Source organism: Pusillimonas sp., assembly GCF_035515275.1.
Lineage (GTDB): Bacteria > Pseudomonadota > Gammaproteobacteria > Burkholderiales > Burkholderiaceae_B > Pusillimonas.
On record NZ_DATJBQ010000168.1, the window covers coordinates 19,275 to 31,361 of the forward strand.

The following is a 12,087-nucleotide window of genomic DNA, read 5'->3' on the forward strand; positions in this document are numbered from 1 at the left end:
TCTTAGCGCTTGATCTTGGAAAGTGGGTGATCGGGCGGATAAGTGGGAATCTGCGGCTGCTTCGCACCCAACAATACGCACATCAGGGCGTCTTCGTCGCCGATATTGATCTCTTCGCGGTAAACGCCCGGGGGCACCGACACCAGATCGCGATCAGTCAGAATGGTTTCGTAGCGCTCGCCGTCTTTTTCGAGGATGAGCTTCATTTTTCCCCGAATGACGAAGAACACTTCTTCGACGTCGTAGTGAATGTGCGAGGGCCCTACGCCCCCGGCTGGTATCACCATGGTCGAGAAAGTGAAGTGCTCGGAAGGCACCGTGTTGGTGTCGCTGGCCACACCCGTGGCACCGGTGCCCACGTAACGCATCTGGGCGCGGCGATACTTGGGGTCGAAATCGGCCTGAAATTTCAGGGCGTCCCAATCGTATTTGCGTGTGGAAAAGCGCGCGATCCGGGAGCTCATCCATTCTTCGAAACTGGCGCCCTCGGGGCGGTCCCAGCTGCGCTCTTGTTCAGCCACTACTTGTTCGCTCATTGCTATCACCTTTAGTTCAATGCATCACAAAGCCGCCGTTGACGGCCAACACTTGCCCTGTCACGAAACGCGACAGGCCTGACAACAAAAATGTGACGGCGCCGCTGACGTCGTCGGGCAACTGCGCACGCTTGAGCGCACGCTGGTTTTCGTAAAGGTCGTGCCGCTCGCGTGGCACGTACTCGGTTGCTTCCACCAGGGTAAGGCCCGGCGCCACCGCATTGACGGTGATGCCGTTGGAGCCCAGCTCACGAGCCATGGATCGGGTCATGGACATGATGGCACCCTTGCTGGCAACGTAAGCCAACAGATTGGGCGCACCCCACATGGGGGTGTCGGACGCCAGGTTAACAATGCTGGCCTGCTGCGAATTGCGCAAGGCAGGCAAACAAGCGCGCGACATCAGCCAGGTTCCGCGTACATTGATGCGCATGACCTCATCCCAGACGTCGGGTTCGATCTGCTCGAGATTTTTCCCGCCGGAATGGGTCATGACTGCGTTGTTGACCAGCCCGTCGAGCCCGCCCAGAGCCTGAACCGCCAGGGCGGCGCCCTGTTCGATAGAGGCGGGATCGTTCAGGTCGAGCGCCACGGCATGCGCCTGATGGCCCTGGTCGCGCAGTGAACGGGCGGCCGCTTCAGCTTGGTCGGCCAGTATGTCGGCCAGCACCACCGCACCGCCTTGTTGGACAATGCTGCGCGCAAACTCGAAACCCAGGCCGCGAGCCGCACCGGTAACCAGTATGCGGCGTTTGTGAAGCAGGCCGTTTGCATGATCTGCGCCGATTTGAGTGCTCATATCTACCTCAGACCGTGGTAACGCTGGCTTTGGGAATGTAGTGCAGGCAGCGTCGCTCGGCCCAGACCACTGCTGCATACGCCGCTATGCCGATGACGGTCAGACCGATGATCGCCACGAACACACCCGCCGTATTGCCCTGTCCTTCGGCGTCGACCAACAAAAAGCCCAGGCCTTTGTTGCCACCCACGAGTTCACCGACCGTGACCCCGATGACCGCAAGGGTGGCGCCGATGCGCAGACCCGAAAACAGGGAAGGCAGCGCCGACGGAAACTCGACCAGGCGAAATATTTGCCAACGGCCGGCGTTAAGCGTGCGCACCAGATTGACCAGGTCGGGATCGACAGTGCGAATGGCCGACAGCACGTTGACCATAATGGGGAAGAACACGATAAGCAGGGCCACCAGAATCTTGGGGTAGATGGTGTAGCCCAACCACATGACAAATAGCGGCGCAAAAGCTACCTTGGGTGCAATTTGCAACGCAAGAATATAGGGGGACAACACCGATTCGGTGGTGGGCGAAAGGCCCAGCACCACGCCCACAAACAGGCCCAGCAACGCACCCAAAATAAAGCCCAGCACCACTTCGAGCGCGGTATAGCCGAAATGCTCGAGGAAGTTGCCGGTGTTCCACATGTGCACCGCCTCTTGCATGACCGTTGTGAACTTGGGCAAGATGAACTCGGGCATGCCGAGCCAGCCGGGTACCCACTGCCAGGTAGCCAGGAAGACGATCAACACGGCGATGCTTCCGCCGACGGTAATGGCATGACGCTTAGTCAATTTGAGGCCTCCGGAACTTGCCGGCGTGGGGTCGCTTCCGGCTTTTTTGTTGGCGGGGGCCGAAGCCCCCGCCGACGCACTGAATGCTGCTACAGGTGAATCGGAACTCATTGCGAGCCTTCAACAAACTGATTCGTGTACAGGTCTTCGACAGGGGCGGCCTTGCTTACGATGCCCTGCGAAACGTAGAAGTCTTGAACGGCGGCCAAGCGCTTGGGATCCATCTTGCCCGGAACCTCCTGGTTGGCGTACACATACTTGTTGTACAAACTGAAGACCTCGCGCATTTCGGCTTCGCGGCCCTTATGAGCCGGAATCGCCTCGAGATACGCCTTCAGGGCGGTTTCGGGGTCTTTCATGATCAGGGTCATGCCCTTGAGCGTGGCGCGAACGATGCGCTGAATAAGCTCGGGGTTGTTCTTGATGGTGTCGTCCGACGCGATCATGGCCTGGGCCATGCTGTTGAAACCCTTGGCGGGGTCCATCAGATGCACCTTGCCGCCGTTGTGTCGCACCGTGGCGACCCAGTCGGGCACGCCGGCCATGACGTCTGCTTTCTTCTGGGCGAACATTTGCCACACGCCGGCCGGGCCGGCGGCCTGGATTTCGGCGTCGTCGCGAGTGAGTCCGGCTTTTTGCATGGTGCCCAGCAACGAGTAATAACCGGTGTCAGAGTATGCAATGACGGTAATGGTTTTACCTTTAAGCTGGGCCGGTTCGTCGACGGGCGCATCTTCGTGCGATGCGATCAGGATCAGCCCACCCGCACCCATAAGAGCCACCGATTTGACCGGAACGCCGTTGGCGCGAACGATCACCGGCGTGTCGCCCAGTGCGCCGCCAATGGGCGCGTTGCCCGCCCCCACCTGCTTGGCCACGTCCACACCGCCCTTGCCCGAAACAAAGGTCACGTCAAGGCCTTCTTCTTTGAAATAGCCCTGATGGTCGGCAAGAATCCATGGCGCGAAGGCAGGCAGATTCTTGGGAGCCGGCAACAAGTACGTGATGGACTCCAGCTTTTCGGTCGCCAGGGCCGGGGCCGCAGCGAACGAGACACAAGCGCCGAACATGACGGCAGTAAGAAGTTTCTTCATTGTGTTCTCCTGATATGGATTTTTTATTGGTCGGTGCAACAAAGGTGCAGGATACGATCAAGGTGCTTCGAACCTGCGGGTTATCAATGGGTTCAATGAACTGCCGCGTCGGCGTCTTTGCCGATTTTCAGCAGGTCCATAAGGCGCCCTTGCAAGGGGCCGATCTGCGGAAGCTTGCGCCGCTGCAAGGGGTTGTCGCGCATGGGAAGATCAATGACGATTTCTTCAATAATGGTGCCGGGCCGCTCGCTCATGACCAGCAAGCGATCAGACAGCGCAATGGCTTCGACCAGGTCATGGGTAATGAACAGCGCCGTTTTGCCATGTTCGGCCAGCGATTGAGCAAGATCTTGCTGCAAGATCATTTTGGTTTGCGCATCAAGCGCCGAAAACGGTTCGTCCAGCAGCATGACCTGAGGGTCGACCGCCAGAGTGCGCGCCAGCGCTGCCCGCTGCCGCATACCACCCGACAACTGATGCGGATAGTTTTTCTCGTAGCCTTTCAGATGGCATTGCTCGAGCAGCCGGTTTGCCACCTTGAGACGCTCGGCCTTGGCCACCCCGGCAATTTCCAGCCCCAGGGCCACGTTGTCTTCGATGGTTCGCCACTGCATAAGCAGGTCTTTTTGCAGCATGAAAGCCACTTCGCGCACAGGCTTGGTCACCAACTTGCCGGCCACGTAAACCTGGCCGCTGGTGGGTGCATACAGGCCCGAACCCATGTTCAGCAAAGTACTTTTGCCGCAACCTGAGGGGCCGATGAGGGACACCACCTCGCCCTTGGCGATGGAAATCGAAATATCGCTGACGGCGGGACGCATCAAGCCGGTTTTTGGGTCTACAAACGATTTTCCGACGTTTCTGAATTCAATCTCAACCATGGGTGAGCTGACTCCTTGTATGGTTGTGCAGCGGGTGGTTCGCACTAACGGGCGTCATTCCGAGGCCAAAACGTTTTATATATGAACCACTGTTTTGTGAATTAAACAAACTTTAAATCCTCAAGCCCCCTGGTTGTATTAGGGATTTCCCTTTAAGCCGTCAATTTTCCCTTTATATCTAGGGTTTCTACTACTGGTTAGCCCTAAGCCGACAGTCCTAAACTTTCAATACATAAAACACCGTTTAATATGTGGAACAAACCTGCTTCCGCGTCTTTTGTCCTGCGTGCGCTGAAGCCGCCCAAAATGTAAGTCACGGAGATCAACCAATGTCTCAGCTATATCTGCAGCCCCATCAAGCCCGCAAACACGAACCCACCGCCTACGAAAACTTGCTGGGCGATTCGCTCGAACGCGCCTTCACCGCAGACATCGTCGAACTAGAGGGGCTGGTGGCGTATCTGAACAACCACGGTCCCCAGCCGCAAGACGCCTCTGACACCTGGACTGCCGAAATGCTTGCCGCCGAACTGAAGCGTTTGGGCGCCGACTGAATCCACCAAGGAACAACCATGACCACCAATCCTTCCGACGTTGAAATCGAGAAAGTCCTGGCCAACGGCATACAGAACCGCTGGTACGCCATCTGTCCGTCAGAGTTCGTCAAACAAAGCCCGGTGTCGATGCGGCGCCTGGGCTACAAGATTGTTCTGTGGCGCGATGCCGACGGCACGCCTTATGCACTTGAAGACCACTGCCCTCATCGCGGCGCCCCGCTTTCGGCCGGCATTCCGTTGGGCAACCGCATCGCCTGCGGCTATCACGGCGTAGAAGTCAGCTGCAACGGCACCGTTGTTTCCGTACCGGGCAACCCCGGCTGCAAGCTTGAAGGGTCGCGCCCCACCTTGTCGTTTCACCTTCAAGAAAGCAACGGCGCCATCTTCCTGTATCTTTCCTCCACAAACGTTGATCAGCCCCCGCCGCTGGTGCTTCCCGAAGAGCTCACCTCAGACGAATACGAGAAGTTCCTGTGCTATCTCGAATGGGACGTCGACTACCGCTACGTGCTGGACAACGTCATGGACCCCATGCATGGCACCTTCTTGCACAAGCAGTCGCACAGCATGGCCGCCGGCGCCCGCGCCGCCAAGTTCGACCTGCGCGATACCGAGCATGGCTTTTCGTTCGAAAAATCAGAACAGCGCGACGTCAACTTCGACTGGACCGAGTTTGCCGACACGAATATTTTCTGGGCGCGGCTCGACATTCCTTATCCCAAAAGCGGCGGCCCCGGCGGCAGCTTCGGCATTGCTGCCTTTGCCACCCCCATACAGGCCAATCAGTCCGCCGTTTTCTTTTGGCGCAATCGCAAGGTATCGGGCTGGCAGCGCGACGCCTGGCGGTTTCTGTACAAGAACCGCCTCGAGGCGCGCCACTGGGATGTCGTCGAGCAAGACCGCGTCATACTCGAGGTGATGGAGCCCGACGCCAACAAGCGCGAACACCTGTATCAGCACGACGTCGCCGTTACGCGCCTTCGCCGGACCCTGCGCCAGCTGGCGGTAGAACAACTGGCCGGTAAGGTATAAACACTTGCCCGGCTAGCGCCACGCGGTACAGTCAACGGCAGCATCTTTTGCTTCAGGTTAGACTTTGCCGCTTGGCAACAGGAGCAACACCGGCATGAGCGCCGACAAAGAAACCACCAAGTATTCGGTTCCGGGCCTCGAGCGAGGGCTGCGGATATTATGCGAATTTACGCGCGAAACGCCCGTGCTTACCGCCCCCGAGCTTGCTCGGCGCCTTGATGTGCCGCGTACGACGGTGTTTCGGCTGCTGGTCACGCTCGAATCGTTGGGGTTTGTTGAAAAGGCCGCCAACGGGCGCGAGTATCAATTGGGTACGGCGGTACTGAAGCTGGGTTTTGAATACCTGGCTTCGTTGTCGCTTACCGAGCTGGGCCGCCCCATACTGGACAAACTACGCGACGACCTTGGCTACTCAGCCAACCTTGTCGTGCGCGACGGCCGCGACATCATCTACGTGCAAAAGGCCACGGCGGGTTCCATTTTTACCAGCTCGGTGCATATCGGCACGCGCCTGCCCGCCCATGCCACCATACTGGGCAGGGCCCTGCTCTGCCGCCACAGCCTGCCCGCGTTGCGTGCCCTATACCCCGAAGAAACCTTGCAGACGTACAGTGCACACACACCTACCACGGTCGAAGCGCTGTTCACGTTGTTGCAAGCAGACAAGGCGCGGGGCTACGTGGTGGCCGAAGGTTTTTTCGAACCGCATATTTCGTCCATCGCCGCGCCCGTGCTGAATGCCGAAGGCCAGGTGGCTGCGGCGCTGGGCATAACCATACCCGACGCCAAGATTCCAGAAGCCCGGCATCAATCGTTGGCCCACACGGTAGTGGCCGCCGCCGCTCAATTATCTGAATGCCTGGATTACCGGGCGCCCGGTTCAGCCGCCCGCCAAGCGGGTTAACTCTTTGGCGGCCTGCACAACGCCCTGCTGCATGCGGTCATGCAAGGTGGCGTCGGCGTCGAACAACTGCTGAGGGGCCACTACACTAAGCGCCGCCGCCGGCATGCCGTTGCTGCTTCTTATTGCTGCGGCGCAGGCGTTGATGCCCGCCTCGTAGCCCGAGAAGCTCCAGGCATGCCCTTTGTCGCCATCGACTTCAAGCTGCCTGGCGAAATCGGCCAGATCAATACGGCGGGTATCAGCGCCTGACTCGCTCCAGGCCGACCACAGGCGCTTAAGCTGCACGTCCGGCAACATCGCCAACATGGCCCGCCCAGGCGCTGTCTGAAATGCGGGCACCCTGCTGCCGACACGAATATGGCTGACCAGACCGCCTTCGGGCATTTCGCGGTGCACATAGACCACATCGTAGCCGTCGAGCACGACCATATATGCTGATACGCCCAATTGCGCTGACAGACGCTCGACCATCCTGCGCCCGGCGCCAAGCAAATCGACCGAGCCCAGTGCGGCGGCTGCAAGCGTAATGAAGGACATGCCCACACGATGACCACCATGCGGCAGTTTTTCGACCAGACCTTCGTGCTCGAGGGTGGCAAGCAGCCGCATCACGGTGACGCGGTTGACGTCGATCAGGCGGCCCACCTCGCTGAGATTGGCCGTGCTGCCACCCTGGGCGATATAGCGCAGCAGGCGTATGCCGCGCATTACCGGTGTGACCAGGCCTTTTTCAGAATCGTGTTCAGTCAATGAGTCACCTTAGTTAAGGGGCGCAGCCCACGCATCGTATTCGTAAACCCAGTCGGCGTTGCCCCCCTGCTTCAGCCAGGTGTTGTCGCGGGAAGAAATTTGAACTCGGCTGGTTCGATCGAGGCGCGCGTCCTGATACGCCTGCCAGGACTGAGCCAGCGAGGTAAACCCGGGCTGGGCCACGCTGCGCGCCAGTACCACGCCGTCTTCAATGGCCTGGCCTGCCCCCTGCGCCATGAAAGGGGTCATGGGGTGAGCGGCGTCGCCGAGCAACACCAGATTGCCGTCGTACCAACGGGGCAAGGGGTCGCGAATGTACAGCGCCGATTTCAGCACTTCGGTGCAGGCCTCAAGCCGTGCGCGCGCATCGGCGTGAAAGTCGCGGTAAATTTCGCGCAGCTCGGCGACCTCGCCGGGTGCGGTCCACGACTCCAGCGTCCATTCGGGCTGGGGGGTGGTGGCAAAGATGAAAATATCTTTGCCCTGGTTAAGCGGGAAGGAAACGATCTGGACTTCGGGGCGATCGCCCCACCATTTGGTGAAGCAGTCAAGGTCGGGCAGGCCCTGCAACCGGTCTGCCGGCACGACGGCACGATAGGCGACGACACCCGTGAATGTTGGTTTTTCGGGCCCGAGCATGGCGGTGCGCACGACCGAATGGATTCCGTCGGCGCCGACCAGGGCGTCTACGATTTCGCTGGTGCCGTCTTCGAACTCTACTTTGACCTTGCCTTCTTGTTGTTCGACGCGGGTGGTTTTTTTACCCAGTTTGATGCAGTCGGCAGGCACGGCGTTTTCAAGTACGGTGAGCAGGTCGGCGCGATGCAGTGTTAGCTGCGGGGCGCCGTATTTTTCTTCGGCAGCGCTGGACATGGCCAGGCGCGAGGTTTCTTCGCCGGTGTAGCCGTCGCGACTGATGCGATAGGCGGGACGGGCGGCGGTTGCGCGCAAGGCGTCGCCCACGCCCAGGCCGTCGAGGGCACGTACGGCGTTGGGGGTCAGGTTGATGTCGGCACCGACTCGGGCGAATTGTTTGGCTTGTTCGAAGACGACGACGCGTTGGCCTAGTTTGCGCAGTGCGATGGCTGCGGTGAGGCCGCCTATGCCGCCGCCGCAGATGCCGATCAGGGGTTGGTTCATGTCTTGGGAGTCCTGGATTTTGCTTGCGGGTGGTGATTATGTGGTGGATGCGGATGCGGGTTGAACCGGATCCTATTTTGTTATGTTCATTTTTGAACGGATTGAATATATTTTAACGGTTCGGATGGGGGGCTTGCAAGGGGTTTGCGGTTGGGGTTTACGCTTGGTGGCGGTGCTCGTTCTTGGGCGGCGGTGCTGGTTCTTGGGCGGCGGTGCTGGTTCTTGACACGCTCCTGGTTGCGGGTAGTGCCAATTTCGCGCGGAGGCACTCGGCCTTCGGCCCGCCTGTCCCGCTCGTCCGCCCCTTCGGGCTACCTTCGCGTGCGCCTGGCTCTCGCGCCAACGCGCGAAATTGGCACTACCCGCAACCAGGAGCTCCGGTAGAGTGGGATGTGGAATGGGGTCACCGAAGGAGATTGGTGAGTGTGCGAGGTGCGGGGTGCGGGGTGCGGGGTGCGGGAGTGCGCTCGGGGGTTGGAAACTGCCGGCCGGTTTGGGGTCGGCAGCTGTTCAGGGCGCGCTTATTCGTCGCTTTCGGCTGGGGCGGCTGTGGCGGCACTGCCGCGGGTCTGGCCCAGGCGTTGCAGGTAGTCGGCGTCGATGTCGCCGGTGATGTAGTGGCCGTTGAAGCAGGAGGATTCGAACTGGTTCATGGCGGGGTTGAGGTCGCGGATAGACTGTTCGAGATCTTCGAGGCGTTGGTAGACGAGGCCGTCGGCGCCGATTTCCTGGGCGACTTGTTCGGTGCTTCGGCCGGTGGCAATAAGCTCGGCCTGGCTGGGCATGTCTATGCCATAGACGTTGGGGAAGCGCACGGGGGGTGCGGCGGAGGCGAAGTAGACCTTGTTGGCGCCGGCTGCGCGGGCCATGTCGACGATCTGGCGGCTGGTGGTGCCGCGCACGATGGAGTCGTCGACAAGCAGCACGTTTTTACCGCGAAACTCCATGTCGATGGCGCTTAGTTTCTGGCGCACTGATTTTTTTCGCACAGCCTGGCCGGGCATGATGAAGGTGCGCCCGACATAGCGGTTCTTGATGAAACCTTCGCGGTAGTTCAGGCCCAGGTGTGCGGCAAGCTGCATGGCCGAGGGGCGCGATGAATCAGGTATGGGCATGACGACGTCGATGTCGCCCAGGCGCAGCGATTTGGCGACGTTGTTGGCCAGGTACTCGCCCATGTTCAAGCGGGCGGAATAAATCGATACGCCGTCCATCAGGGAGTCGGGACGGGCAAAGTATACGTATTCGAAAACGCAAGGCGTAAAGCCCGGGGCTTGGGCGCATTGGCGGCTGGTGACGTTGCCGTCCATATCAATGAGCACGGCCTCGCCAGGCTGGATGTCGCGCACGAAGGTGTAACCGCAACCGGTCAGCGCAACCGATTCTGAGGCGGCCATCCACTCGGTGCCTTTATCGCTCTCAAGCGAACCCAGGCATAACGGACGTATTCCATGCGGGTCGCGAAAGGCCACCATGCCGAAACTGGCGATCTGCGCAATCACGGCATAGGCGCCGCGTGCCCTTCTGTGTACGGCCGCCACGGCTTGGAACACGGCGTTTTCGTCAAGCGAGACGCCGTTGGCGGCGCGCTGTAGCTCGTGGGCAAAGACGTTAAGCAACACCTCGGAATCAGAGTTGGTGTTGATGTGGCGCTGGTCGATACGGAAGAGTTCTTCGCGCAGTTCTTGCCAGTTGGTCAGGTTGCCGTTGTGTACGAAAGTAATGCCAAACGGCGCATTGACATAAAAGGGCTGGGCTTCATCGACATTGTCGCTGGATCCTGCCGTGGGGTAGCGTACCTGGCCAAGGCCGCTGTTGCCGACAAGCGAGCGCATATTGCGGGTGCGGAACACGTCGCGAACCAGGCCGTGCGCCTTGTACATGCTGAACAGCTGGTCGTGCGCCGTGGCGATGCCCGCGGCGTCCTGGCCGCGATGCTGCAGCAACAGCAGGCTGTCATAAATTACCTGGTTGACGGGATTGCGCCCCGCGATCCCCACGATTCCACACATTTGATGTTCCTAGTTAATGCGATCAGTACGGCAGCCACGACGCCAGCGACGGCGGCAGCATCTGCTTGATTTTCTGTATGCCCTGCTCGGCCGTGCCCGACAGACGGGCGTCGCGCCACCAGGGTTCTTGCGGCAGTTGGGTGTAACCGGCCAGCGCGACCAGCACCAAGACAATCAGTAACCCGCGCATGAAGCCAAAGATGGCGCCCATGCCGTGATCGGCCGGGGTGAGGCCTGTTTTCTCGATGAGTGCGCCCAGCGTGACATTGACCAGGCCCACCAGCAGCAGCACCACAATGAACACCGCCGCGTAAGCCGCTGCAGTGCGTAGCAGATCGTTTTCAATATAGCCGGCCAGCCAGGTTGACACGGTGGGCCCCCACCAGATGGCGGCCACAAAGGCGGCGGCGTAGGCGACTAGCGACAGAAGCTCTTTAACCAGACCGCGCAGCAGGCCAAGGAAGGCCGAAACCCCCAAAACGGCGAGCACGATATAGTCGAAGCTTGTCACTGAGTTGCGATGAAGCTGTTGACGTAGTCGAGCGACCGAAGCCGGGTCTGGGCCGCTTGCGCAGCCTCGCGGGTGGGGAACGGGCCGACGCGCAGGCGATACGTTGCCTTGCCGTCGGGGTTGGCCGATTCGACGTAGGCATTGGTAACGCCGGCTGACACTAATGCGTCGCGCCGGGCATCGGCATCTTTTTGCGATGTATACGCGGCAATTTGCACCACGAAGTTACCCCGTGTGGCCGCCGCGGGCGGCTTGCTGGGCGAGCGTCCTTCAAGCAGCGCAATGGCAACCGAACCGTCGTCGGTGCGCTCTGAAGCCGAAGGCTTGGTGTCGGGCTTGGGCTGAGGCTTGGCCTCGGGCTTGGGCTCAGGTTTGGGCGGCGTTTCAGCGGCAGCGGTGCTGGCCTGCGGTGCTGAACTTTGTTCGGTCGACGTATCGGCAATGGGCTCGGGCGCAGGCAGGGCCGGCGGCTCGACGCTAAGCTGACCCCCGTTATTACTGCCGGGAAGCCCGGTTGAGCGCGGTTCGTTGGCGGCGATTGAGGGCTCGGGAATAGGCGGCACGGCGGGCACGACAATGGGCGTTTCCGGCTGCAGGTCAGGTTCGTTTTTGATCAGCAGGGGCACGATGACCACAGCAGCAACCACCAAGGCCAATGCGCCGATGAGTCTTTGCCGTGCCCGGCCGCGCAAGTCTTCGGCCTGCGCCTCGCTGGGCGGCGATGAACGGCGCCTTGAGCTGGAGGCAGCCTCTTTGCGAGAGAACAATCCCATGTGAAAACCCTTGGGCCGCGATGCGTATGAGGCGACGGCGGCAGCATGATTAGACCGTGTGCCCGGTTAGACGGTGCGCCCGAGTTCTTTAAGTACGGGGCCCACTGTCGAGAACGAGCCGAACACAAGAATTCTATCATCCTCGGAGGCCTGCTCACGCGCCTTGGCGAAGGCTTGAACCGGATTGTCAAAACTGGACACCGTTATTGTTTCATCGGGGTTCGAGGGCAACACACTGCGCACGATCTCGGCCAGCTCGGCTCCGCTTGCCCCCCGGGGGCCTTCGAGTGTGGCGCAATACCAATGGTCGA

Annotated in this window: 13 protein-coding genes and 1 pseudogene; 3 read left to right on the forward strand and 11 right to left on the reverse strand. The window is 60.2% G+C overall.

Annotation, left to right across the window (positions count from 1 at the left end; genetic code table 11):
* Positions 1–2: 2 nt before the first annotated feature.
* The 5 genes from VL003_RS12320 to VL003_RS12340 form a co-directional block, all read right to left on the reverse strand.
* Positions 3–536: a cupin domain-containing protein gene (locus VL003_RS12320; RefSeq protein WP_325442904.1), complete on the reverse strand. Its 534-nt coding sequence runs from the start codon at positions 534–536 to the stop codon at positions 3–5.
* Positions 537–552: 16 nt separating this feature from the next.
* The gene (locus VL003_RS12325; RefSeq protein WP_325442906.1) at positions 553–1,335 is read right to left on the reverse strand and encodes an SDR family oxidoreductase; all 783 of its coding nucleotides are present in this window, start codon (positions 1,333–1,335) and stop codon (positions 553–555) included.
* 7 nt (positions 1,336–1,342) lie between these two features.
* Positions 1,343–2,233 carry an ABC transporter permease gene (locus VL003_RS12330; protein WP_325442908.1) on the reverse strand — a complete coding sequence of 297 codons (891 nt, stop codon included), beginning with the start codon at positions 2,231–2,233 and terminating at the stop codon, positions 1,343–1,345.
* On the reverse strand, positions 2,230–3,216 hold the full coding sequence (locus VL003_RS12335) for an ABC transporter substrate-binding protein (RefSeq protein WP_325442910.1): 987 nt from the start codon (positions 3,214–3,216) through the stop codon (positions 2,230–2,232). Before VL003_RS12335 ends, VL003_RS12330 begins: the two co-directional genes overlap by 4 nt.
* 92 nt (positions 3,217–3,308) lie before the next feature.
* Positions 3,309–4,097 (reverse strand): ABC transporter ATP-binding protein, encoded by a 789-nt coding sequence (locus VL003_RS12340; protein ID WP_325442912.1) that lies wholly within the window; start codon positions 4,095–4,097, stop codon positions 3,309–3,311.
* A 329-nt stretch (positions 4,098–4,426) separates the two neighbouring features.
* Between VL003_RS12340 and VL003_RS12345 the strand changes: the two genes are divergently transcribed.
* From VL003_RS12345 to VL003_RS12355, 3 genes are all read left to right on the forward strand, one after another.
* Positions 4,427–4,651: a recombinase-like helix-turn-helix domain-containing protein gene (locus tag VL003_RS12345; RefSeq protein ID WP_325442914.1), complete on the forward strand. Its 225-nt coding sequence runs from the start codon at positions 4,427–4,429 to the stop codon at positions 4,649–4,651.
* An 18-nt stretch (positions 4,652–4,669) separates the two neighbouring features.
* Complete coding sequence (locus tag VL003_RS12350) at positions 4,670–5,686, forward strand: aromatic ring-hydroxylating dioxygenase subunit alpha (protein WP_325442916.1); 1,017 nt, start codon at positions 4,670–4,672, stop codon at positions 5,684–5,686.
* A gap of 94 nt (positions 5,687–5,780) precedes the next feature.
* Positions 5,781–6,590, forward strand: a complete 810-nt coding sequence (locus VL003_RS12355) for an IclR family transcriptional regulator (protein ID WP_325442918.1) — start codon at positions 5,781–5,783, stop codon at positions 6,588–6,590.
* On the opposite strand, the gene VL003_RS12360 is transcribed toward VL003_RS12355, so the two are convergent.
* The 6 genes and pseudogenes from VL003_RS12360 to VL003_RS12385 form a co-directional block, all read right to left on the reverse strand.
* Positions 6,567–7,340, reverse strand: a complete 774-nt coding sequence (locus VL003_RS12360) for an IclR family transcriptional regulator (protein ID WP_325442920.1) — start codon at positions 7,338–7,340, stop codon at positions 6,567–6,569. The genes VL003_RS12355 and VL003_RS12360 overlap by 24 nt on opposite strands.
* Before the next feature lie 9 nt (positions 7,341–7,349).
* The gene (locus tag VL003_RS12365) at positions 7,350–8,480 is read right to left on the reverse strand and encodes an FAD-dependent monooxygenase (protein WP_325442922.1); all 1,131 of its coding nucleotides are present in this window, start codon (positions 8,478–8,480) and stop codon (positions 7,350–7,352) included.
* Positions 8,481–9,001: 521 nt separating this feature from the next.
* On the reverse strand, positions 9,002–10,492 hold the full coding sequence (gene purF / locus VL003_RS12370) for an amidophosphoribosyltransferase (RefSeq protein WP_325442924.1): 1,491 nt from the start codon (positions 10,490–10,492) through the stop codon (positions 9,002–9,004).
* A gap of 22 nt (positions 10,493–10,514) precedes the next feature.
* Positions 10,515–11,003 (reverse strand): CvpA family protein, encoded by a 489-nt coding sequence (locus VL003_RS12375; RefSeq protein WP_325442926.1) that lies wholly within the window; start codon positions 11,001–11,003, stop codon positions 10,515–10,517.
* A complete protein-coding gene (locus VL003_RS12380; protein WP_325442928.1) occupies positions 11,000–11,776 on the reverse strand; it encodes an SPOR domain-containing protein in 777 nt (258 codons plus the stop codon). Before VL003_RS12380 ends, VL003_RS12375 begins: the two co-directional genes overlap by 4 nt.
* 66 nt (positions 11,777–11,842) lie before the next feature.
* Positions 11,843–12,087, reverse strand: a pseudogene (locus VL003_RS12385) (bifunctional tetrahydrofolate synthase/dihydrofolate synthase); the annotation flags it as partial.

What these genes read in the sequence shown, in the direction of transcription:
- VL003_RS12320 (WP_325442904.1), bottom strand. Translation starts at nt 536, where the DNA reads ATGAGCGAACAAGTAGTGGCTGAACAAGAGCGCAGCTGGGACCGCCCC.
- VL003_RS12325 (WP_325442906.1), bottom strand. Translation starts at nt 1,335, where the DNA reads ATGAGCACTCAAATCGGCGCAGATCATGCAAACGGCCTGCTTCACAAA.
- VL003_RS12330 (WP_325442908.1), bottom strand. Translation starts at nt 2,233, where the DNA reads ATGAGTTCCGATTCACCTGTAGCAGCATTCAGTGCGTCGGCGGGGGCT.
- VL003_RS12335 (WP_325442910.1), bottom strand. Translation starts at nt 3,216, where the DNA reads ATGAAGAAACTTCTTACTGCCGTCATGTTCGGCGCTTGTGTCTCGTTC.
- VL003_RS12340 (WP_325442912.1), bottom strand. Translation starts at nt 4,097, where the DNA reads ATGGTTGAGATTGAATTCAGAAACGTCGGAAAATCGTTTGTAGACCCA.
- VL003_RS12345 (WP_325442914.1), top strand. Translation starts at nt 4,427, where the DNA reads ATGTCTCAGCTATATCTGCAGCCCCATCAAGCCCGCAAACACGAACCC.
- VL003_RS12350 (WP_325442916.1), top strand. Translation starts at nt 4,670, where the DNA reads ATGACCACCAATCCTTCCGACGTTGAAATCGAGAAAGTCCTGGCCAAC.
- VL003_RS12355 (WP_325442918.1), top strand. Translation starts at nt 5,781, where the DNA reads ATGAGCGCCGACAAAGAAACCACCAAGTATTCGGTTCCGGGCCTCGAG.
- VL003_RS12365 (WP_325442922.1), bottom strand. Translation starts at nt 8,480, where the DNA reads ATGAACCAACCCCTGATCGGCATCTGCGGCGGCGGCATAGGCGGCCTC.
- purF (WP_325442924.1), bottom strand. Translation starts at nt 10,492, where the DNA reads ATGTGTGGAATCGTGGGGATCGCGGGGCGCAATCCCGTCAACCAGGTA.
- VL003_RS12380 (WP_325442928.1), bottom strand. Translation starts at nt 11,776, where the DNA reads ATGGGATTGTTCTCTCGCAAAGAGGCTGCCTCCAGCTCAAGGCGCCGT.